Source organism: Rhizobium sp. BK376, from assembly GCF_004341625.1.
In the GTDB taxonomy this organism is placed as follows: Bacteria; Pseudomonadota; Alphaproteobacteria; order Rhizobiales; family Rhizobiaceae; genus Rhizobium.
In genome coordinates this window covers 34,494-56,782 of sequence record NZ_SLZG01000011.1, presented here as the reverse complement: position 1 = coordinate 56,782, position 22,289 = coordinate 34,494, and the positions used below count along the sequence as shown (strand labels likewise).

Annotated in this window: 22 protein-coding genes; 10 read left to right on the top strand and 12 right to left on the bottom strand. The window is 59.5% G+C overall.

Annotated features, from left to right (window positions below; genetic code table 11):
• Positions 1-135 precede the first annotated feature (135 nt).
• The 8 genes from sufA to EV561_RS22815 all read right to left on the bottom strand — a co-directional run bounded on the left by sufA (position 136) and on the right by EV561_RS22815 (position 7,517).
• On the bottom strand, positions 136-531 hold the full coding sequence (gene sufA, locus EV561_RS22850) for a Fe-S cluster assembly scaffold SufA (RefSeq protein ID WP_132524737.1): 396 nt from the start codon (positions 529-531) through the stop codon (positions 136-138).
• A gap of 77 nt (positions 532-608) precedes the next feature.
• Complete coding sequence (locus EV561_RS22845; protein ID WP_132524735.1) at positions 609-989, bottom strand: SUF system Fe-S cluster assembly protein; 381 nt, start codon at positions 987-989, stop codon at positions 609-611.
• 10 nt (positions 990-999) lie between these two features.
• On the bottom strand, positions 1,000-2,241 hold the full coding sequence (locus EV561_RS22840) for a cysteine desulfurase (protein ID WP_132524733.1): 1,242 nt from the start codon (positions 2,239-2,241) through the stop codon (positions 1,000-1,002).
• Between the two features lie 13 nt (positions 2,242-2,254).
• Positions 2,255-3,523 (bottom strand): Fe-S cluster assembly protein SufD, encoded by a 1,269-nt coding sequence (gene sufD / locus EV561_RS22835; RefSeq protein WP_132524731.1) that lies wholly within the window; start codon positions 3,521-3,523, stop codon positions 2,255-2,257.
• Between the two features lie 23 nt (positions 3,524-3,546).
• Positions 3,547-4,302, bottom strand: a complete 756-nt coding sequence (gene sufC / locus EV561_RS22830; RefSeq protein ID WP_132524729.1) for a Fe-S cluster assembly ATPase SufC — start codon at positions 4,300-4,302, stop codon at positions 3,547-3,549.
• 67 nt (positions 4,303-4,369) lie between these two features.
• Positions 4,370-4,672 carry a hypothetical protein gene (locus EV561_RS22825; protein WP_348633750.1) on the bottom strand — a complete coding sequence of 101 codons (303 nt, stop codon included), beginning with the start codon at positions 4,670-4,672 and terminating at the stop codon, positions 4,370-4,372.
• Between the two features lie 59 nt (positions 4,673-4,731).
• Positions 4,732-6,201, bottom strand: a complete 1,470-nt coding sequence (sufB, locus tag EV561_RS22820; RefSeq protein ID WP_132524725.1) for a Fe-S cluster assembly protein SufB — start codon at positions 6,199-6,201, stop codon at positions 4,732-4,734.
• Positions 6,202-6,347: 146 nt separating this feature from the next.
• Positions 6,348-7,517, bottom strand: coding sequence for a cysteine desulfurase family protein (locus EV561_RS22815; protein ID WP_132524723.1), 1,170 nt, complete (start codon positions 7,515-7,517; stop codon positions 6,348-6,350).
• Between the two features lie 212 nt (positions 7,518-7,729).
• Here EV561_RS22815 and EV561_RS22810 point away from each other — a divergent pair, with 212 nt between their 5' ends.
• Positions 7,730-8,407 carry an alpha/beta hydrolase gene (locus EV561_RS22810; protein WP_132524721.1) on the top strand — a complete coding sequence of 226 codons (678 nt, stop codon included), beginning with the start codon at positions 7,730-7,732 and terminating at the stop codon, positions 8,405-8,407.
• Between the two features lie 4 nt (positions 8,408-8,411).
• Here EV561_RS22810 and EV561_RS22805 read toward each other — a convergent pair whose 3' ends face one another.
• Positions 8,412-8,933, bottom strand: coding sequence for a GNAT family N-acetyltransferase (locus tag EV561_RS22805; RefSeq protein ID WP_207910573.1), 522 nt, complete (start codon positions 8,931-8,933; stop codon positions 8,412-8,414).
• A gap of 177 nt (positions 8,934-9,110) precedes the next feature.
• On the opposite strand from EV561_RS22805, the gene tyrS reads away from it, so the two are divergent.
• Positions 9,111-10,367 (top strand): tyrosine--tRNA ligase, encoded by a 1,257-nt coding sequence (tyrS, locus tag EV561_RS22800; RefSeq protein WP_132524719.1) that lies wholly within the window; start codon positions 9,111-9,113, stop codon positions 10,365-10,367.
• 52 nt (positions 10,368-10,419) lie between these two features.
• Here tyrS and EV561_RS22795 read toward each other — a convergent pair whose 3' ends face one another.
• Positions 10,420-13,833 carry an AsmA-like C-terminal domain-containing protein gene (locus tag EV561_RS22795; protein ID WP_132524717.1) on the bottom strand — a complete coding sequence of 1,138 codons (3,414 nt, stop codon included), beginning with the start codon at positions 13,831-13,833 and terminating at the stop codon, positions 10,420-10,422.
• A 127-nt stretch (positions 13,834-13,960) separates the two neighbouring features.
• On the opposite strand from EV561_RS22795, the gene EV561_RS22790 reads away from it, so the two are divergent.
• The 5 genes from EV561_RS22790 (at position 13,961) to EV561_RS22770 (ending at position 18,897) form a co-directional block, all read left to right on the top strand.
• Positions 13,961-14,428 (top strand): peroxiredoxin, encoded by a 468-nt coding sequence (locus EV561_RS22790; protein WP_132524715.1) that lies wholly within the window; start codon positions 13,961-13,963, stop codon positions 14,426-14,428.
• Positions 14,425-15,279: a ferritin-like domain-containing protein gene (locus tag EV561_RS22785; protein ID WP_245512848.1), complete on the top strand. Its 855-nt coding sequence runs from the start codon at positions 14,425-14,427 to the stop codon at positions 15,277-15,279. Before EV561_RS22790 ends, EV561_RS22785 begins: the two co-directional genes overlap by 4 nt.
• A 110-nt stretch (positions 15,280-15,389) precedes the next feature.
• Positions 15,390-16,697, top strand: coding sequence for a M23 family metallopeptidase (locus EV561_RS22780; RefSeq protein WP_132524713.1), 1,308 nt, complete (start codon positions 15,390-15,392; stop codon positions 16,695-16,697).
• A 246-nt stretch (positions 16,698-16,943) separates the two neighbouring features.
• Positions 16,944-18,461 (top strand): DEAD/DEAH box helicase, encoded by a 1,518-nt coding sequence (locus EV561_RS22775; RefSeq protein WP_132524711.1) that lies wholly within the window; start codon positions 16,944-16,946, stop codon positions 18,459-18,461.
• Positions 18,462-18,471: 10 nt separating this feature from the next.
• Entirely contained in the window at positions 18,472-18,897 is a 426-nt protein-coding gene (locus EV561_RS22770) for an NUDIX domain-containing protein (RefSeq protein ID WP_132524709.1), read from the top strand.
• 3 nt (positions 18,898-18,900) lie between these two features.
• Here the strand turns inward: EV561_RS22770 and EV561_RS22765 are convergent, their stop codons facing one another.
• Together EV561_RS22765 and EV561_RS22760 are read right to left on the bottom strand one after the other, a co-directional pair.
• Entirely contained in the window at positions 18,901-19,218 is a 318-nt protein-coding gene (locus tag EV561_RS22765; protein WP_132524707.1) for a TfoX/Sxy family protein, read from the bottom strand.
• Positions 19,219-19,243: 25 nt separating this feature from the next.
• The gene (locus tag EV561_RS22760; RefSeq protein ID WP_132524705.1) at positions 19,244-19,738 is read right to left on the bottom strand and encodes a flavin reductase; all 495 of its coding nucleotides are present in this window, start codon (positions 19,736-19,738) and stop codon (positions 19,244-19,246) included.
• A gap of 167 nt (positions 19,739-19,905) precedes the next feature.
• Here EV561_RS22760 and EV561_RS22755 point away from each other — a divergent pair, with 167 nt between their 5' ends.
• From EV561_RS22755 to EV561_RS22745, 3 genes are all read left to right on the top strand, one after another.
• On the top strand, positions 19,906-20,988 hold the full coding sequence (locus EV561_RS22755) for a branched-chain amino acid ABC transporter substrate-binding protein (RefSeq protein ID WP_132524703.1): 1,083 nt from the start codon (positions 19,906-19,908) through the stop codon (positions 20,986-20,988).
• A gap of 88 nt (positions 20,989-21,076) precedes the next feature.
• Positions 21,077-21,763, top strand: coding sequence for a ribulose-phosphate 3-epimerase (rpe, locus tag EV561_RS22750; RefSeq protein WP_132524701.1), 687 nt, complete (start codon positions 21,077-21,079; stop codon positions 21,761-21,763).
• Positions 21,717-22,268 carry a hypothetical protein gene (locus tag EV561_RS22745; RefSeq protein WP_245512846.1) on the top strand — a complete coding sequence of 184 codons (552 nt, stop codon included), beginning with the start codon at positions 21,717-21,719 and terminating at the stop codon, positions 22,266-22,268. Before rpe ends, EV561_RS22745 begins: the two co-directional genes overlap by 47 nt.
• Positions 22,269-22,289 lie beyond the last annotated feature (21 nt).

The following is a 22,289-nucleotide window of genomic DNA, read 5'->3' as shown; positions in this document are numbered from 1 at the left end:
CCGACCGAATTTTGCTCATTGATGTCGAATGAGCAACTTGTGCAGTTATTTAGCGGAGCAATAATTTCCGGTCCAGCGACAAGATTGACGCAACTGGAATAAATCCGTCCGCGACGCCGCCACAGCCAATGCTGACTAGTGGCTTGCCGCGGTTTCAGCTTGGCGCTGCGCAGCCAGCGCTGCGAGATCGGCAGGTTTCAGTTCAACCGATTCACCGCAGCCGCAAGCAGACGTCTGATTCGGATTGGTGAAGGTAAAGCCCGACCGCAGCGTAGTCGTCTCGAAACCCATCTGGGTGCCAAGCAGGTAAAGAACAGCGGATGGTTCGACCCAGACCTTTGCGCCGTCGAGCTCGATCAGGTCGTCCTTGGCATTGGGCTCCGTCACCAGGTCGATGGTATATTCCATCCCGGCGCAGCCACCCTTCTTGATGCCGACGCGAACCCCCTTGGCATCAGGCCCGGAATTCTCGACGATCGCCTTTACGCGGGTGGCAGCCGTGTCGGTCATTGTCATTACTGCAAAGCCCATGGGCTTGGTCTCCTTCGGCAACCGGGGTCAAGATCCGGTGCTTCATGAATCAAATTTAGTGCCAGCCGGTAAACGGATCAATACCAGCCGACAGCCACCTGCGCCTCTTCCGACATGCGGTCGGGCGTCCACGGCGGATCGAAGGTCATTTCGACCTCGACACCGGAGACACCTTCAACGGCGCCGACGGCGTTCTCTACCCAACCCGGCATTTCGCCGGCAACGGGGCAACCGGGCGCCGTCAGGGTCATCATGATCTTCACCATGCGGTCGTCTTCGATGTCGATCTTGTAGACCAGACCGAGTTCGAAAATGTCAGCCGGAATTTCCGGATCATAGACTGTCTTCAGCGCCGAAATGACGTCGTCGCTCAAGCGCGCCAGTTCCTCTGCCGGGATGCTGGAATGCACGATCCCTTCGCGCACGTCGATTTTCTGTTCGCTTTCATCAAGACTCATTGCGAATTCCTCAAGCAAAGAACTTGCGCGCATGTTCCAGCGCATCAGCCAAGGCGTCGACTTCGGCACGCGTATTATACATCCCGAACGATGCACGGCATGTGGAGGTGACACCGAAGCGTTTCAAGAGCGGCTGCGCGCAATGCGTACCCGCGCGAACCGCAACACCCTGACGATCGATGACCATCGACACGTCATGAGCGTGGATACCGGCCAGTTCGAACGAAAAGATGCCGCCCTTGCCGGGCGCATCCCCGAAGACGCGCAGCGAGTTGACAGCACGCAGACGCTCGCGGGCATAGTTGGTCAGATCGGCCTCGTGGGCAGCGATCCGTTCCCGTCCGACCGCATCCATGTAGTCGAGCGCGAAACCGAGCCCGATCGCCTGGACGATCGGCGGCGTGCCGGCCTCGAAGCGATGCGGCGGATCATTGTAAGTGACGATGTCTTCCGTTACGTCGAAGATCATCTCACCGCCACCCTGGAAGGGCCGCATCGCCTTCAGGCGATCCTTCTTGCCGTAAAGGACGCCGATGCCCGACGGACCGTAGAGCTTGTGGCCGGTCATGACGTACCAATCGCAGTCGATATCCTGCACGTCGACCGGCAGATGCACGGCACCTTGCGAACCGTCGATCAGGACGGGAATGCCGCGCTCATGGGCTATGCGGCAGACTTCCTTGACCGGAACGATAGTGCCGAGCGCATTCGACATGTGGGTGATGGCGACGAGCTTGGTGCGTTCCGTCAGGCTCTTCTCGAAATCCTCGATGTGGAACGCACCTTCGTCATCCACCGGCACCCAGACCAGCTTGGCGCCCTGCCGCTCGCGGATGAAGTGCCACGGCACGATATTGGAGTGATGCTCCATGATCGAGACGACGATCTCGTCGCCCTCGCCGATATTGGGCATGCCCCAGCCATAAGCGACGGTGTTGATCGCTTCCGTGGAGTTCTTGGTGAAGATGATATCGTCGACGGAAGGCGCATTCAGGAAGCGGCGAACCTTTTCGCGCGCCGCTTCATAGGCCTCGGTAGCGGTGTTCGAGAGATAGTGAAGGCCGCGATGGACGTTGGCATATTCATGTGAATAAGCGTTCGAGATCGCGTCGATCACCACCTGCGGCTTCTGGGCCGATGCGCCGTTGTCGAGATAGACCAGCGGCTTGCCATGGACCTTGGTCGCAAGGATCGGAAAATCCTTGCGAATGGCTTCGACGTCGTAGGCCGTCGCTGAAACTATCTTGTCCATCAGATCAATCCTATCAGGCGTGCTTTTCGAGCCAGGTCGAGATGATGCCTTCCAGCGCCTCGACCAGGGACTCGTCATCGAGTTCTTCGACGATCTCGGCAACGAAGGCGTTGACCAGCATCGCTCGCGCCTTGTTCTTGGGGATACCGCGCGCCATCAGATAGTAGAGATGGTTTTCGTCGATATCGGCAACTGTCGCGCCATGGCCACACTGAACGTCGTCGGCGAAGATCTCGAGCTCCGGCTTGGCCGAGAACTCGGCGTCGTCGGACATCAGCAGCGTATTGCATGACATCTTGGCATCGGTCTTCTGCGCGTCCGGGGCAACCCGGATCATGCCCTGGAAAACACCGCGGGCGCGATCGAAGACAACATTGCGGAACACTTCCGTCGAGGTCGTATTCGGCACATTGTGGCCAAGAACCATCGTGACATCGGTGTGCGTATCGCCGCCGAGCAGATTGACGCCGCGGATGACAAGCTCCGAGCCCTCGCCGCTTGCCTTTATATGCAGTTCCTGACGCACCAGCTTGCCGCCGGCGTTGATCACGAACAGCTTCAGCTTCACGTCCGCACCGAGATCGAGCCGGATCTGGCCGAGATGCGTATCGTCGCTGCCCTGCTGCTGCAGGATAATCCATGTCACCTCGGCGCCATCGCCGATCGTAACGTCGCTCACCGCAGACACGAGCGCAGCGTCGCCCGTCACCGCCTGGTGACGCTCAACGATGGTCGCTTTGACGCTGCCACCGATCATGACCGGCAGGCGCGTATGGAGCTGCCCGCCCGCATGGGCGAACTGGATTTCGAGAGGAGACTCGAGTTCCGCGCCTTCCGGAATCTCGATAATGTAACCGTCGCGCACGAAGCTGCCGTTGATGCGGCCGATGGCATCGTCGTTGCCAAGCGCTTCGAGAGCCCCTGCAGCAGCGCCGTCCACGAGATCCTCTGCATATTGACGAACAGTCAGACCCTTCACGGAAGCCCGCGACGTCTGCCCCTGAATAACTGCCAGGAGATCGGAACCTTCGACCACAGGCGGAAGCTCCTTGCTGCCGTCGCGCTTTTCAGGCGGTACGCTGCGCAGAAGGTTTTTCAGGTCGGTATAGTGCCAAGCCTCGACGCGACGCGTCGGCAGGCCCGAAGTCTTGAGATCGTCGAGAAGACGGTCGCGCACGGCGACCACGTCGCCATTGCCCGGCAGTTCGCCGAACTGGTTATTGAAAGCTTCAATCAGCGCCGTCTCAGCAGCGGTCAAACGGCTCGTCGTTTGCATATTCATGAGCCCATTCCTTTCCGCCTCGATCAGGCTGCCGCACCGATGATGTCGGCATAGCCGTTGGCTTCCAGCTCATGCGCCAGCGTCTTGTCGCCTGACTTGATGATCTGGCCCTTGTAGAGGACGTGAACGGTATCAGGGACGATGTAGTCGAGAAGGCGCTGGTAGTGGGTGATGACGACGACGGCGCGGTCGGGCGAACGCAGCGCGTTGACGCCATCGGCCACGATCTTCAGTGCATCGATGTCGAGGCCGGAATCGGTTTCGTCGAGCACGCAAAGCTGCGGCTCCAGCAGCGCCATCTGCAGGATTTCGGCACGCTTCTTTTCACCGCCGGAAAAGCCGACATTCAGCGGACGCTTCAACATCTCGGTATTGATGTGCAGCTTGCCCGCTGCATCCTTCACGCGACGCATGAAATCAGGCGTGGTCAACTCGGCCTCGCCGCGCGCCTTGCGCTGCTCGTTCATGGCAACTTTCAGGAACTGCATGGTGGCAACGCCGGGAATTTCGACCGGATACTGGAAGGCAAGGAAGATGCCCTTGGCGGCACGCTGTGCAGCGTCGAGTTCAAGAATGCTCTCGCCATTGTAAAGGATATCGCCGTCCGTCACTTCGTAGTCTTCGCGGCCGGAGAGGATGTAGGAGAGCGTCGACTTGCCGGAGCCGTTCGGACCCATGATCGCAGCCACTTCGCCGGCCTTCACGGTGAGGTTCAGACCACGGATGATCTCGGTGCCATCTTCGGCGATGCGGGCATGCAGGTTCTTGATTTCAAGCATCTTGTTACTTCCTAGCGTATTGGCTCGCGTGTCGCGTAAGCCATTAAAGCGTGCCTACCGGCTTCGTTCAGTCTACTGGCAGGAATTTTTGGGTAACCTCTATCGATCCAACGATATGGCGATTGAACTCATCGAGTTCTTCCGCCGGCACCCAAAGTTCCTCATGTTCCCGTCCGCCAACGATCTTCCGATCAAAACGGGCGGCATAGTCCGCATCCACTTCAAAGCGCGTTACATAGCCGTGCCGCGATCCGGTCTTCGTATTCCAATCCCGGGCGATTTGAGCGGCATAGCCCTCATTCGTCACGGGGTAAAAGATCGGCTGATCCGGCAAGCGGGGCGGAAAGGCCTTCCAGCCACTTGCCTTCACGAGCTCCAATTCCTCCAGGCCCACAGGCCGAAAGAGGATTATCGTTCGGGCCGGCGTCATTACCCCACTGAGCCTTCCAGCGAGATGCTGATCAGCTTCTGCGCCTCGACGGCAAACTCCATCGGCAGTTCCTGAAGGACTTCCTTGACGAAGCCGTTGACGATCAGCGCGATCGCCGCTTCCGTCGGGATGCCGCGCTGCAGGCAGTAGAACAGCTGGTCTTCCGAGATCTTCGACGTTGTCGCCTCGTGCTCGAATTGTGCGGTCGAGTTCTTCGCCTCGATGTAGGGCACGGTATGCGCGCCGCACTTGTCACCGATCAGCAGCGAGTCGCACTGGGTGAAATTGCGGGCGTTCGTTGCCTTGCGGTGGGTCGAGACCTGGCCGCGATAGGTGTTCTGCGAAACGCCGGCAGCGATGCCCTTGGAGACGATACGGCTCGACGTATTCTTGCCGAGATGGATCATCTTGGTGCCGCTATCGATCTGCTGATGGCCGTTGGAAACGGCGATCGAGTAGAACTCGCCCCTGGAGTCGTCACCGCGCAGGATGCAGGACGGATACTTCCAGGTGATCGCCGAACCGGTTTCGACCTGCGTCCAGGAAATCTTCGAACGGTCGCCGCGGCAATCGCCGCGCTTGGTCACGAAGTTGTAGATGCCGCCCTTGCCCTGTGCATCGCCCGGATACCAGTTCTGAACGGTCGAATACTTGATTTCGGCGTCATCAAGGGCAACGAGTTCGACGACCGCAGCGTGAAGCTGGTTCTCGTCGCGCTGCGGTGCTGTGCAGCCTTCGAGGTAGGAGACATAGGCGCCCTCTTCCGCGATGATCAGCGTACGCTCGAACTGGCCGGTGTTCTTCTCGTTGATGCGAAAATAGGTCGACAATTCCATCGGGCAGCGAACGCCCTTCGGCACAAAGACGAAGGAGCCGTCGGTGAAGACAGCGGAATTCAGCGTTGCATAGTAGTTGTCGGTCGTCGGAACGACGGAACCGAGATACTTCCGGACCAGCTCAGGATGCTCGCGGATGGCTTCCGAAATCGACATGAAGATCACGCCGGCCTTCTTCAACTCTTCCTTGAAGGTCGTGACGACGGATACGCTGTCGAACACGGCATCGACCGCAATCTTCGGCTTATCGACGCCGGCGAGAATTTCCTGCTCCTTGAGCGGGATACCGAGCTTCTCGTAAACCTTGAGGATTTCCGGATCGACTTCGTCGAGCGACTTGGGGCCTGGCGTACTCTTCGGCGCGGCATAGTAATATATGTCGTTGAAGTCGATCTTGGGATAGTCGACGCGCGCCCAGGTCGGCTCGTCCATGGTCAGCCAGCGGCGATAGGCGCCCAGACGCCATTCCAGCATCCAGTCCGGCTCCTGCTTCTTGGCGGAAATGAAGCGGATGATATCTTCGGACAGGCCCTTGGGTGCCTTGTCCATTTCGATGACGGTTTCAAAACCATACTTGTATTGGTCCACGTCGATCTGCTTGACGCGATCGACCGTTTCCTGGACGGCAGGCATGTCGTTCTCCAATCTCGCCGGATACAAGGTCCGGCAGCTTGTCAACGTTTAGGCAAACTTGTGTTTGCCCTTATGTAGTGGGCCAAAGGGGACTTTTCAGCCCGCTTGGCAAGCGGAAAGTTGCCTTTCCGCAAATTTCCAAAGCATTACGCCGCCTGCCCCGCCGCTTTGCGGCGGCCGGCAATCCTGGCGAAAGCCGATATGGCGCGGTCGATGTCCTCTTCCGTCGTCGCAAAACCGAGCGAAATGCGCAGCGCTCCCAGCTTGGGATCGCAGCCCATGGCCACAAGCACGTGGCTTTCACCGACCTTGCCGGACGAACAGGCGGAGCCCGCCGACAGAGCGACGCCCTCAAGATCGAAAGCGATCTGCCCGGTCTCCGCCTTCAGCCCCGGCAATGTGAAAAAGCAGGTGTTCGGCACGCGTGAGCCGTCGGCACCATGGATGATGACATCGGGCGCTACTTGGTGCATCCCGGCTTCGAGACGCTCCCTGAGACCGGTAATGGTCGTATTGCGCGACTCGAATTCCGCAACGGCAGCCGCAGCGGCAGCGCCGAATCCGATGACGGCCAGCGAATTTTCCGTCCCCGACCGGTGACCTTTTTCCTGGCCACCGCCATGGATGAGCGGCTTCGGCATCAGGATCTCGCCGCGCGACACAAGCGCGCCCGCCCCCTTGGGGCCGCCGATCTTATGCGACGAGACGATCATGAAATCCGCACCGATCTCATTGATATCAAGCGGAACACGTCCGGCAGCCTGCACGGCGTCGACAACGAAAAGTCCGCCATGCGCCTGAGTAACCTTCGCAGCCGCTGAAACCGGCTGGATGATGCCCGTCTCGTTATTGGCAAGCATGACGGCGACCATCGGCAGACCGTTTGCCTTGTCATGGGCCGACAGCAGCCTTTCCAGGGCGCCGAGATCGACGATTCCTTCCGAGGTAACCGGGATTTCGCTGACGCGGTCCTTGGCGAAGCGACCGCCTTCCCGTAGTGCAGGATGCTCGATCGCGGAAATATAGAGATGGCCGACAGCAAGCGGCGTGCGACCCATCCGGAATTCCGGCGTCAGCACCATATTGGCCGCCTCAGTAGCGCCGCTGGTAAAGGTCACATGGGCAGGCTCTGCGCCCGTCAGGGCGGCGACTTGCCGGCGCGCTGCTTCGATCGCGGCACGCACTGCCCGGCCTTCGCCATGCACCGAGTTGGGATTCCCGAAAAGATCCATGGCGCGCAACATCGCCTCCCGCGCCGCCGGATGGAGCGGTGCGGTCGCATTCCAGTCAAGATAAAGGCGATTTGAGCCCGTCATCTTCTTCCTGTTGCGATGCCTTCTTCAGCCTCGGCTCATTTTTCTTGAAATTTCAGCCGGGCTTGCCTTATGACACGTTCCACGACGCGTGAAAGACTATGCCAAGTTTCGAATTGTTCTAAACTGCGTTCTAGAAAAGATGAGCGCATTCGTCAAGTCAACTTGCTGCGTTGTGCGTGGTAAGAACGCAAAAAATAAGAGCCGGAGTACCGATGCCCGAAGTCATTTTCAACGGCCCCGCTGGTCGTCTTGAAGGCCGCTATCAGCCATCCAAGGAAAAAAGCGCACCGATCGCCATCATCCTGCACCCGCACCCTCAGTTCGGCGGCACGATGAACAACCAGGTCGTCTACCAGCTCTTCTATATGTTCCAGAAGCGCGGCTTTACCACCCTGCGCTTTAATTTCCGCGGCATCGGCCGCAGCCAGGGTGAATTCGACCACGGCGCCGGCGAATTGTCGGATGCGGCTTCGGCGCTCGACTGGGTGCAGAGCCTGCATCCCGATTCCAAGAGCTGCTGGGTCGCCGGCTATTCCTTCGGCGCCTGGATCGGCATGCAGCTGCTGATGCGCCGTCCGGAGATCGAAGGCTTCATGTCGATCGCGCCGCAGCCTAATACCTACGACTTCTCGTTCCTGGCACCCTGCCCGTCCTCCGGACTGATCATCAACGGCGAAGCCGATAAGGTCGCACCGGAAAAGGACGTCAACGGCCTCGTCGAGAAGCTGAAGACCCAGAAGGGCATCCTGATTACCCACAGGACCGTTCCCGGCGCCAACCACTTCTTCAACGGCCAAGTCGAAACGCTGATGGGCGAATGCGAGGATTATCTCGACCGCCGTCTCAACGGCGAACTGGTGCCGGAGCCGGCTGCCAAGCGCATCCGCTAACCGCTCACCGCATACCGGCGGTGAACTCGAAAGTCGCACAGGTAATTCCATCAATCGTAATCGGCATGCGGTCCCGCATGCCGATTTTCGTCAGCACACGTTGCGAGGCAAGGTTTTCCGGGTGCGTGAAGGCGATGAAGTGGTTGGCAATACCCTTGCGGAAGAACCAATCGCGCAAGCCTTCGGCGATTTCGCTCGCATAGCCCTTGCCCCAAGCATCTCGCCTGATCGCATAACCCAGCTCGAATTCCACAGGTTCGCCGAAGGGCGAAAAGCCGGCACGGCCGAGGAAGCGGCCGTCGTGGCGGTCGAGCAACTTGTATTTCGCCACACCGAAACGAGCCTCCTCGTCGAACCAGGAATTAATCCGCTCCGCCGCCTTTTCGCGGGTCCATGGCGTCGGGTCGGAATAGTAGCGCACCATCTCGGTGGCAGCGTGCAGCTCGTGGACGAGCGACACGTCCTCCGCATTCCACCGGACCAGCGCCAGACGGGGCGTTTCCAGAATGATGTTCTCTGCTGACATATTCCCTCCCGCAAAAATCATTCGCTTGGCCGCCTTGCCGTGCAAGGCAGCGTCAAAAGCATCGCAACCAACTGGTGACTGATTTTCAAAACAGTGCTAAACGCGCCGCGACGGTTCAACAAGCGGTAAATAAACCGCCCAGTCCTCCGACCGAGACGAAGCTCAAGAGAAAAAGCTATGGCCGAATTCAAATCCGATTTCCTTCGCACCCTCCAGGAGCGCGGCTTCATCCATCAGATTTCCGATGAAGCCGGGCTGGACGACCTCTTCGCCAAGGAAACCGTGACAGCCTATATCGGCTTTGATCCGACCGCGCCGAGCCTGCATGCCGGCTCGCTGATCCAGATCATGATGCTGCACTGGATGCAGGCGACCGGCCACCGTGCGGTCTCCCTGATGGGCGGCGGCACCGGCATGGTCGGCGACCCCTCCTTCAAGGAGGAATCCCGCCAGCTGATGACGGTCGATACGATCGAAAGCAACATCGCCTCGATCAAGCGCGTCTTCTCCAATTACCTGACCTATGGCGAAGGCCCCAAGGACGCGTTGATGATCAACAACGCCGAATGGCTGCGCTCGCTGAACTACCTCGAATTCCTGCGCGATGTCGGCCGTCATTTCTCGGTCAACCGCATGCTGTCCTTCGATAGCGTCAAGACGCGCCTGGATCGCGAGCAGTCGCTCTCCTTCCTGGAATTCAACTACATGATCCTGCAGGCCTACGACTTCGTCGAACTGGCCAAGCGCTACGACTGCCGCCTTCAGATGGGTGGTTCGGACCAGTGGGGCAACATCGTCAACGGCATCGACCTCGGTCACCGTATGGGGACGAAGCAGCTTTTCGCGCTGACCTCACCGCTGCTGACGACGTCGTCGGGGGCCAAGATGGGCAAGTCGGCGTCAGGCGCGGTCTGGCTGAACGCCGACATGCTCTCTGCCTATGACTTCTGGCAGTACTGGCGCAACACCGAGGATGCCGATGTTTCGCGCTTCCTCAAACTCTACACGACGCTTCCGATGGATGAGGTCGCGCGCCTTTCTGCGCTTGGCGGTTCGGAAATCAACGAGGTCAAGAAGATCCTGGCGACGGAAGTCACCGCGATCCTGCATGGCCGCGAGGCAGCCGAACAGGCCGCCGAGACCGCACGCAAGACCTTCGAGGAAGGCGGTCTTTCCGACAACCTTCCCTCGGTCGACGTGCCCGCCTCGGAGCTCAACTCCGGCATCGGCCTGCTGTCCCTGATCGTCCGCGCCGGCCTTGCCGGTTCGAACGGCGAGGCCCGCCGTCATGTTCAGGGTGGTGCCGTCCGCATCAACGATCAGGCCGTCAGCGACGAACGCAGGCTGATCGGCAATGACGAACTGACCGCCGATGGCGTCATCAAGCTTTCGCTAGGCAAGAAGAAGCACATTCTGATCCGCCCTGAGGCATGAGAACGAAACAACGCTGAACCTTTGCAAAAGCCGGCTATCTCAGCCGGCTTTTTTATTGGAACTGGAATATCTGGCGGAATACGCCCGGCGCGATGATCGACAGAGGGTTGATCTGCAGGTTTGGCGAATCGAAATTGCCGGTCAGCTTGAAGGTGATGCCGATCAGACCGCGATCGTTGCCGTTGCCAAGCAGGAAACCGACGATCGGAACCTCGGCAAAGAGCCGGTTGAGACCGTAGGCCGGCATGAAGGTGCCGGTCATGTCGATATTGCCCTTCTGGTCCTTGATCGTTCCCTGGAATGCCGCGCCAAGCTGGTCTCCGCGAACGATACCGTCCTCGACAGATACGATCCCATCGCGAATGATCAGCCGGGCAGAGCTGCGCTGGAAGCTCTGCGAGCTGGTATCGATGTTCTGCTTGACGGCGGTATTGAGGCTTCGGCCGTCTTTGCCGGTTGGTGTCGAGACGATCGACTGCAGTTTCTTTTCATTGACGATCGAGAAATGGCGAATGTCGATCGTGCCGTCCCAGTCATTCCTTCCGGCCGCCTGAAGTTTCAGGTTCAGGAGGCCACCTCTCATATGCTGGTAGAGATCGACAAACCTTGCGACGGCGCCGGCATCGCCGCTGGTGACATGGATGACCCCGCCGTTCGCGCCGCCTTTGCTCATTTCGCTGACCACGGCTTCGCCGCTGCGTGTCACGCCCGAAATATCGGCGGCCGTCGTCTTGCCGCCCGACGTCGAATAGGTCGCCGTAAAATTGCCGATCGATTCATCGTTGAAGCCGACGATCTTGTCGAGCTTGGCATGAACGGTCGCGTCAACGGATCCGCCGTCTTCATCGCGTTTACCATTTGCGGACGCCTTCAGCTTGGCGAGAATCGGACGCGCATCCGCGGAATCGCCAGCGACTGTGATGTCGTAATTCCCCCTGCTGCGCCGGATCGAAAGGGCAAAATCGTCGATGGCGGACAATTTCACGCTGGAGAAATCGGCCGAGGAAAGGCCGCTCTTTCCGACGACTAAGTCGCCTTTGACGCCAAAGCCGTCACCATGCAGGTCGAAACCTTTGAGCGATGTCTGATCGCCCGGTCCGGAAGCCTCGAACGCTGCTGTCGCGCCAATGCCGCTGCCCTTCGACCAGCCGATCCACGGCACGGTAAGCGCAGCCTTGGTCAGGTCGATCTTCACACCTTGCCTGTTGTCGTCGATCCGCGTCAGTTCGACCGAAATCGGACCGTCCACGATATCGGAGAGGCCGGGAATCAGCTTCTCGCGCTGCTGGTTGTCCAGCGAGGCGGTGATGACGCGCGCTTTTTTGACGGTGGACGATTTATCCGTCGGCTCGACCATATCGATCTGTGCCGGTACGCCGTCGATCTGTGCCTTCGCATTCAGATGAACCTGTTGCGGGTCGGCGTTGATCGTGCCGTCGAGATCAAGGATCTTGCGCCCGTCCACCGGTTTAAGCACGTCGACCTTCTGAAGCTGCAGCGTTGCCTTCCAGACCGGCGGCGGTGGATTCTGGTCCTTGATGATCCCGATCGTCGCGTCCACATGCGCATCGATCTTGCCGTTGAAGTCCTCGGGCTTGAATTCCGTTCGCTGAAGGACGCGCAGTGGCTCGTAGGTCAGCAATTCCCCGATCGCATCGCCAGCGCCAGATATGGCGAGCTTGAGCTGCGCCATCAGAGGTTTGTCGTAGGTCGCGGGAATGGAAAACGTGCTGGGCCCCAGGGTAACGGAGCGTCCTGACGCAAAATAGGATGTGCCGCTGGCAATATCGACCTGCATGGCAGGTCCCGTCAGGTCGAAATGCGCCTTCGTATCGCGGATGGGCGGTATTTCCCCGGGCACATCCATGCGCGTTTCGGCGATATCGAAAGCGATATGCAGTTCATTCGCGCCGAGTTGCAGCTTGCCGGTCGCCGCAGCAGCGGCCAATCGTCCCTCGGGGATAAAGACCGAAATCACGGCGTTGGATACCATTCCGCCGAAGAGATTGGTCTCGACCCAGTCACGCGGCTTGGAGGCCATCCAGAACGGCCAGAGCTGCTTGATCATGGCCGTCTGCATGGTCGTCGACTGGGCGGCGAAGCTGATCTCCGGCGATCCCGGCCTGATGCGCATGTGCAGGGTCCCGAACAGGGAGCCGAGCTGACTGCTGATGCCGATCTTGTCGAGCACAAGTTCCTTGCTGTCAGACAGGAAACGCCCGTTCGCCTGTCCGTTGAAGGAAAGCGGCGCTTCGCCCGATTTCGCTGCAGCGGCCGTCGCGTCGCTGATGAGGAAATCGATGCCATACCCCTTCGGAGCGTTCGGGTCGATCCGGTCAAGATCGATCAGCGCGCCCGAGAACGGGATCGTGGTTGCCTCGAAACGGGCCTCAGACCGATTGATCTCCAGCGTATGGTGATCCGAATTATAGGCAAGGTTGATGTTGGCGCCGCTTATGTTCTGCTGGTCGCGGTCCATATAGAGCAGACCGGGCTGAACGCTGACAGATGCTGTCAAGATCGGCGCTACGTCCCTTGTCCCGCGTACGGCAGAAAGCGTGACGTCGGCAAAGCTGTTGATCCCCTGTCGAGGCTGGTTGAGGGAATCGCGCGCCAAGGTCAGTGGCGTCAGGTCGAGATGACGGAGAGTGGCCGTCAGCGAGGACGGCTTATCTCCCTCTTGCTGCGCCATGACATGGAGCGTTGCGACGGCGCCATCGACGGAAACCTTGCCATCAAGTTGAAGCGCATCGGGTGACGGACGGGAAAATGTAAGGCTGTTGATCACGAGCGAAAGTGGCGGACTTCCATCCTCCCGCGCAAGCTGAAGCGCCATGTCCGAGATCTGTACCCCCTCGGTGCCGCCCCGCTCGACGAAATGGCGTAGGAAATCGAGATCAGCAAAGGCCGTCTCGACCGCCTCGGGAATGGAGTCTACCCGCAGTTTCGTTAGATCGACCGGGTCGCTGGACGGCAAAAGCGCCGTGTCGAGCGCAATACCCTTTGCTTCGACATCGGCGATCACAACGCGCCCCTGAACGAGGGCAAGCGGATCGAGCACGAGGCGGAGATCGCCCATCGTCGAAAGATGCTTGCCGCTCTCCTGATCGATCATGTTGACGTCGCTTGCTACAAGCGCAAGCCGAAGCCCCGACGTAAACCGAACCACGGTGGAGCCGACTTCGGCCTTGTATCGCGGGCCGATCGCCGCATCGAGCGCCGCCTGCGCCTTCTGCGACAGAGGTTCGTCAAAGGCGCCGCTTTCGATAGTGCCGATGATCGCGGCAAGGATAATGCCGATGAAAATGATGAAGACGCAGGTGATCCTGGTGGCGTGACCCGCATGCGAACGGCGACGACGGCGAGGCGCATGGACAATAAGGGGGTCATCGACCTGCGAAGAAGGAAGCTGGTCGAGAGAGACGAGATCCTTCTTTCGGAAAATTACCTTTTCGCCCCGGATCACTCCCTGCGCCCCTTTGTCTTTTCGAATTTTGCGGGTGACGCTACGTCTCGATGGACAACGCACAGGCACACTATATATCGACGGCCCATATAGTCACCTACAAACCTGGCAAAAGAAAGGTTTTCCCATGGCCGAACTTGGAGTTGGCGCCCACGCACCGGATTTCGATCTTCCCCGCGACGGTGGCGGACGCGTCAGCCTCTCTCAATTCGAGGGAAAGGCCGTAGTCCTCTTTTTCTACCCCAAGGATGACACGACGGGCTGCACGGCAGAATCGATTGCCTTCACGCAATTGGAGCCGGAGTTTGCAGCCGCGGACACTGTCGTCATCGGCATGTCGCCGGATTCCGTCAAGAGCCACGACAAGTTCGTCAAGAAGCACAATCTCTCGGTGCTGCTCGTCTCCGATGAGGAAAAGACCACGCTGGAGGCCTATGGCGTCTGGAAGGAAAAGAGCATGTACGGCAGGAAGTACATGGGCGTCGAGCGCACGACGTTCCTGCTCGACAAGGATGGTCGAATTGAGAAGATCTGGCCGAAGGTAAAGGTCGACGGCCATGCGGAAGACGTGCTGAACGCGGTCAGGGCGCTGTGAAGACTAACGAGCAGAGCATATCGACCGCAGCCGAACGCATCATCATCTCCCTGCGCGGTGGCGCCATAGAGGCGATCGGTTCTGCGGATCTCGATCGCAAGACCACAATCGCGCAGGAATCGGCAACGCGCTGGTTCGAGAGGAGGCTTTCGCTTCGCTCGCCACTCGACCCAGCGCTGCCGGATCGGCCCGGAAGGCCGGAGAGGCCCGACCTCATTCCGCCGAAGCTGGTGGAGAAGCGTTCACTGCATACGCTCAAGGGCCGCATCGCGCTGCTGCATGCGATTGCCCATATCGAACTCAACGCCGTCGATCTTGCGCTCGACATCGTCGCGCGATTCGCAACGGAACCCGTGCCGCATTCCTTCTTCGACGGCTGGATGCAGGTTGCCTTCGAGGAGGCCAAGCATTTTCGGATGGTGCGCAACAGATTGCGGGATCTCGGCGCCGACTATGGCGATATGCCCGCGCATGACGGGCTCTGGCAGGCTGCCCACGCCACCCGCAACGACCTGACCGCCCGCCTCGCCGTTGTACCGCTGATCCTCGAGGCTCGCGGGCTCGACGTCACGCCGGCGCTGCAAGCCAAGATGCGCGAAACCGGAGACATGGAAAGTGCCGCGGTGCTCGACGTCATCTATAACGACGAGAAGGGTCATGTGGCGGTTGGTGCGAAATGGTTTCGCTTCCTCTGCGCCCGGGAGAAGCGTGATCCCGTAAGGGCGTTCCAGGAACTCGTAAGGGCGAATTTCAGAGGACCGCTCAAGGCGCCTTTCAACGATATTGCACGTGCCGAAGCCGGACTGACACCCTCCTTCTACCGCGCCCTGACGGCAACCAGCAGTGCTTGACGTCGTCGTAGCAGACGGCGGCCTCACGTTACGTCACGGAAAGCAATTGTTAACCTTAATAATGTGTAATTCTCCAAACGAGCTGAGACGCATCGATTGGGAGATTCTCCGTGAGCGGCGGACATCAAAGCCGGATATTCGGCAAGCGGGCACAGCATCACGTTCTCATTCTTGCGAGTGGCGACAAGGTGCGCCACATGACCATCCGCCCCTGGATGGCAGCGCTTGGCGTTTCCGTCATCGGTCTCTTTTCTATCGGTTATCTGCTGGCCACATCCTACCTCGTTTTGCGTGATGACCTGATCGGCGCCACGATGGCGCGCCAGGCGCGCATGCAATACGACTATGAGGATCGCATAGCTGCGCTCCGTGCGCAGGTGGATCGCGTGACGTCCCGTCAATTGCTGGACCAACAAGTCGTCGAAGACAAGGTCGACAAGCTGATGGAGCAGCAGCAGGCCCTGTCGCAGCGGCACGGCAAACTCGACGCCCTCCTCGACCGCGCTGAAAGCTCCGGCTTGATGGGCAAGGATCAGCCGAGCGATCCGACTGCACCTTCCGTAAAGGACCAGCATGCCGAACTCGGCGGTAGCCCGCAGACGATCGAAGCTGCCCTTTCCAAGGGCGATCCGGCCGATGCGACGCCCGACAACTCCACCCTCGCCTACGTTCCCGCCCCGGAGACCGTGGCCGACCGGGCGGATCGCGTATTCTCGAAGGTCACGCTGTCGCTGAAACGCATCGAGCAGGATCAGTTGAGCCGCGTTCAGAAGCTGACGGCAGACGCTTCGCAGACAGCGGATGCGATCCAAACCATCGTCAAGCACGTTGGCGTCAGTCTTCCGGTAGAAACGGCAAGCGCCGAGGTCGCGAGCGATGCCGATGAAGGCATCGGCGGTCCCTATGTCCCGCCGCAGAGCGAAGATGCCTTCGACCATTCGCTGGATAATCTCGATACGGCCCTGACGCGCCTCGACACTATGCGAACCACGGTCGAGGACCTACCCTTTCGCAATCCGGCGCCCGGCAAGCTGATCACCAGCCCCTTCGGCAATCGCAAGGACCCCTTCTTCGGCAAGCTGGCGCTGCACACCGGAACCGATTTCCATTTCAGCCCCGGCGAAAAGGTCAAGGCGACGGCTCCTGGCAAGGTCGTGTCCGCCGGCTGGGCCAACGGCTACGGCAATATGGTGGAGATCGACCACGGGGACGGAATATCCACTCGCTACGGCCATATGGAGCAACTTCTCGTGCAAGCTGGCGATACAGTGAAAGCCGGCGACCCCATCGGCCTTGCCGGCAGCACCGGCCGATCGACGGGAACCCATCTCCATTACGAAGTGCGCGAAAACGGTCGCCCAATCGATCCGATGTATTTCGTCAACGCCGGCGCAAGACTGGCCAGCTACATCAATTAGGATCGCTGCCGGCTAAACATTGCCTCAATTTCATGAAAGCATTTACCCTCGTTCCAGTATGTTGCAAACGAGCAACAGCCGCAAAATGAGCTAAAAAATTGCAGTGTCCTTAACCCAGGAAGACCGCTGGGCGCCCGCTTTCCTTGACTCACCGGGTGTTTGGGACTATGTCGCGCTGCATCGCGGCATGCATTGCGTGTCGACTCATCAGTGTTCGACCGAACCGGAACGGAAACAGTTCTCCCTTTGACCACATTTGCTGACCTTGGCTTGAGCCAAAAAGTCTTATCCGCGGTGACAGACGCGGGCTATACTATTCCAACGCCTATTCAGGCTGGGGCCATCCCGTTTGCCCTGCAGCGCCGCGATATTTGCGGTATCGCGCAGACGGGAACCGGCAAGACGGCATCTTTCGTCCTGCCGATGTTGACGCTACTGGAAAAGGGACGCGCCCGTGCGCGGATGCCGCGCACGCTAATTCTCGAGCCGACGCGCGAACTCGCGGCCCAGGTCGCGGAAAACTTTGAGAAATACGGCAAGAACCACCGCCTGAACATCGCTCTTCTGATCGGCGGCGTTTCCTTCGAAGACCAGGACCGCAAGCTGGAGCGCGGCGCCGACGTCCTGATCTGCACGCCCGGCCGCCTGCTCGACCATTTTGAGCGCGGCAAGCTTTTGATGAGCGGCGTCGAAATCTTGGTCATCGATGAAGCCGACCGTATGCTCGACATGGGCTTCATCCCAGATATCGAGCGCATCGCCAAGCTTATTCCATTTACGCGCCAGACACTGTTCTTCTCCGCCACGATGCCTGGTGAAATCCAGAAGCTGGCCGACCGCTTCCTGCAGAATCCGGAACGCATCGAGGTCGCCAAGCCTTCTTCGACCGCAAAGACGGTGACGCAGCGTTTCGTTGCCTCGCATGGCAAGGACTACGAAAAGCGCGCAACGCTTCGTGACCTGATTCGTGCTCAGACAGACCTCAAGAACGCGATCATCTTCTGCAATCGCAAGAAGGACGTCGCCGACCTGTTCCGCTCGCTCGAGCGCCACGGTTTCTCGGTCGGCGCACTTCATGGCGACATGGATCAGCGCTCGCGTACGACGATGTTGCAGAATTTCCGCGACGGCAACATTCAGTTGCTGGTCGCCTCCGACGTTGCTGCCCGCGGCCTCGACCTGCCGGATGTGGGCCACGTCTTCAACTTCGACGTTCCGATCCATTCGGAAGATTATGTCCACCGCATTGGCCGTACCGGCCGTGCAGGTCGTTCCGGTGCGGCTTTCACGCTCGTCACCAAGCGCGACACCAAGCATGTGGATGCGATCGAAAAGCTGATCGGCGAGAAGGTCGAGTGGCTGAACGGCGATCTCAGCGCCCTGCCTCCACCCGAAGAGAGCCAGGAAACCGACCGTCCGCGCCGTAATGGTCGCGAGAGGGATCGAGACCGGGGCCGCGGCAAGGGTCGCGCCTCCACGGGTCATAAATCTGATATCGATGCCGAGGATACTCGGGTTGAAACGATCGAAGCAGCACCAGCAAGGGCCGAAAGCTTGAAGAACGAACGCAAGTCAGAGAACAATAAGTCGGACAATAACAAGTCCCACAACGGCTCTCGCGGCAATCGGCCCTATCCCGCAAACGACGACAATCGCGATCGTCGCAGCCGTTACCACCGTGATCAGGACGACGGCCCGACCCCGGTCGGCTTCGGCGACGACATTCCTGCCTTCATGCTGATCGTTGCCAGCGCAAAGGCCTGATGGGCCGCGCGTGACGGGTAATCCCGGAATAGACTTTCCCGGTGTCGGAACAGGACTTGCCATTCTTCGCAATGGCAAGCTGCTTCTCTATAAGCGCATTAAGGCGCCCGAAGCCGGCTTCTGGAGCATTCCGGGCGGCAAGGTCGATCACATGGAAACGGCTGCAGCCGCGGCATCACGCGAAGCAACCGAAGAGACCGGCTTGCTCATCGGCGCGACCGAATTTCTGTGCACCACCGAACTAATCTCCACCGAAGACCACCATCACTGGATATCGCTGCTCTACGTGACGCAGGATATATCCGGCGAGCCGCAGTTGGTGGAGCCGGATAAGCTTTCCGATTTCGGCTGGTTTGGTCGCGATGACTTGCCGAGCAAGCTCTCCGCTTTCGCGCAGGCAGCAATCGCCAATCTTAACGAAGACGAGTTTCGCTGACGTCTATTCGGCCCGCAGCGCCGCCTGATAGGCGAGCCGCACCCAATGGGCCATGATATCGGGATCGTCGAAAGCATCTTCAGGGATGGACCAATAGGGCATGTTCACCGGCTTGCCCTTCTTGCCTTCATAAAACCACCGTCTGGCGCCTGCGGCCTCGAATTCGGGGGCGCTGACGTCATCGGCCTTCAGAAGCATCTCGTCGCGGACTTCGACCGCAATGATGCGGCCCATGTGATAAACGCCCTTGCCGCCAAACATGCGCTTGATCGTCACCGGCCCGAGCGACTGAAACATTTCCTCGATATCGGTATTGTCCATCTGTGCCTCGGCATCCGCTCGTTGCTTAAAGCGTGTGATAGCCGCGGTTCATGTAGAGGAGAGCAGGCTTGCTCTCGCTGAACCTGACGGCAACGACCTCGCCGAAGATGATGTTGTGCGTTGCGCCACGCATGACCTCGGTCACACGGCAATCGAAGGTCGCGAGCGCATCCGCGAGTGCCGGCGCGCCTGTGACCAGCGTATCGAAGGTTCCCGAAGCAAAGCGCTCATCGGCCGTCATTTGAGTCTTGCCGGAAAAAGCGTCGGCAAGGACCTGATTGTGCGCGCCGAGCGCATTGAGCGCGAAGATGCCGCTGTGAATAAATATATCGTTCTTCGCGTTACTGTTGTTCAGGCATATCAGCACGGACGCAGGATTGTCGGAAACCGAACAGGCGGCCGTGATCGTCACCCCTCGCCGCTCCTTGCCCAGGATGGTCGTTACCAGCTGTACATGTCCTGCATAGCGGCTCATGGCATCGCGATAGTGCACGGGATCCATATGCTGCTTGTCCAACAATGCCGTTCTCCAGTCTGTTTCGTTATTATCGTTTTCCCTAGATATGAGCCCCATCCGTTAGCTTTTCTACAATACCATCCGGAAAACTGACGGATTTTGCCGCTTTTTCTTTGACGCCCGCCTCTGGACGGATAAAAGAACAGGGAATTTTCCGGGATATCCATTCGATGAACCGCCTGTGCCGCATTTTGTCGTCCTTTCCGCTGCTGTTGACCGCTGGAAGTGCCTATGCCGCCGGTGTCAACATCGGAGTGGTCGCGCCTCAGGGCGGCAATTACACAGTTTTAGGCGCGCAGATTGCTGCCGGTGCCGGCTTTGAAGCCAAGGCATCAAAGAATACCGTCACATCTGTCAACGAGCCCTGCACGGACGGAACCGGTGCGGCAGTCGCAGATGCATTGATCAATGCCAAGGTCCAGGTCGCCGTTGGTTTTCTCTGCAGCGAAACCCTGGAAGGCGCGCTTCCGAAACTGAAAGACGCCGGCATCCCCGTGATTACGGTGTCCGTCCGCGCCCGGATCCTCATGGAGGATGCGCTGAAGAACGGATGGCCGCTCTTCCGATTGGCCCCCGTCGATGGTGCCGAGGCCGCAAAAGTGGTCGACATTATCCTGAGGGACTGGACGGCGGACCCGATCGCGCTGATCGACGACGGCACGATCCATGGGCGGGAACTCGTCGATGCGGTGCGCAGCGCTCTCGACGAGCGAGGCTTGAAGCCTGTCTTCAACGACACCTATCGCCCCGGTCAGGAGCAGCAGATTGCTCTCGTGCGCAGGCTGAAGAAAACCGGTGCGACCCATGTCTTCGTCGGCGGCGACCGCAGCGACGTCGCAATCATCGCCCGCGATGCTCAGTCTGAAAAAATTCCGCTCGTCGTCATGGGCGGGGACAGCATGCGGGCGGCCGACCAGCCCGTGCCACTGGCGTCAGGCTCGCTGGCGGTGGCGATTCCCGATTATGAAAGCCTTCCGCCGGCAATGGCGACGGTTCAGGCCATGCGAGCCGCCGGTATCGAACCGGAGGGCTATGTCTTGCCCTCGGCCGCCGCGGCAGCCATTGCCAGCCAGGCAGTCGAGGCGGCAATCTCCGAGAACAAGCCGCTGGCCGCCAAACTCATCGGCACGACCTTCCAGACCGTGCTTGGGCCGGTAACCTTCGGCCAGAACCACGAACTCGCTGACAATCCTTATCGGCTTCAGGAATGGCGAGGCAAGGCCTTTGCTCCGCCGCAATCTCCCACGAACTGAGATTGTGCGACATGACCTTGGCCGGTTGTTTAGCTGACGATCGAATGCTAAGCCATCTCGCAAAAGCCCTCGACGGAGTCTTGACGCCATGACCTTACCTATCCGCATCGCTCCTTCCATTCTTGCGGCTGATTTCGCCAAGCTCGGCCAGGAAGTCCGCGACGTCACCGCGGCTGGCGCCGACTGGATCCATCTCGACGTCATGGATGGTCATTTCGTACCGAACATCTCGTTCGGTCCTGATGTCATCAAGTCGCTCCGCTCCTATACGGACGCGACCTTCGACTGCCATCTGATGATCTCTCCGGCCGATCCATACCTCGAGGCCTTCGCCAAGGCCGGCTGCGATCGCATCACCGTGCATGCCGAAGCCGGCGTCCATCTGCATCGCTCCCTGCAGGCGATCCGTCACCTCGGCAAGAAGGTCGGCGTGACGCTCAATCCGGCGACGCCGCTCAGCATTCTCGAAAACGTGCTCGACGATGTCGACATGATCCTCATCATGTCGGTCAACCCCGGATTTGGCGGCCAGAAATTCATCCCCGCCATGGCCGAGAAGATCAGGATGGCCAAGTCACTCATCGGCGACAGGCCGATCGAGCTGGAAGTCGATGGCGGCGTCACCGCCGAGACCGCGGGAACGATCGCCGCGGCAGGTGGCAACGTGTTCGTGGCCGGCTCGGCAATCTTCAAGGGCGGCTCCCTTGAAGCCTACCGCCAGGCCATCGATGCCCTGCGTTCCGCTGCCGAACAGGGTCGCAGTGGAGCAAACTAAGCCGGCGAAAGATCGACGCCGTCAACGTCTGGGGGCGGCAATTCCGCCCTTCAGAGAATTCATCTTCGGCGCCGTGGGGTGGGGCGCCATGATGGCGCTGTCTGCGCTTCTCGCCATCGCCCTCCGCAACGGCCTCCTGACAGACCGTCTCATGGAACTGCTGGTCGTCTATTTTTTTGGCGGCGCCTTTGCCTGGCCGTTCATGATCCCGCTTGCCCGCGTCCTTGCCTTCCGCAAGTCGGTGGAAACGCGGTTCGCTGCTTTCTTCCTGACGCTTTCGGTCGGCACGATGGCAATGACTGCGTTTCTGTTCGCGATGGACTACCGCTTGTTCTATTCGCGCTGGCATGCGCCTTTCGGTTCCATCGTCTGGATGTTCCAGTTCGTTTTTACCAGCGCCAGCGCCGTCTACCAGTTCGCAGTCCTCGGCAGCCGTCTCTTTCTGCCGCTCGGCCTGCTGTTCCTTGTTGCCACAAGCCTGTATCTTGCAAAACGCATGCGTTGAGATTGTGCCGCGTCTTTGCTA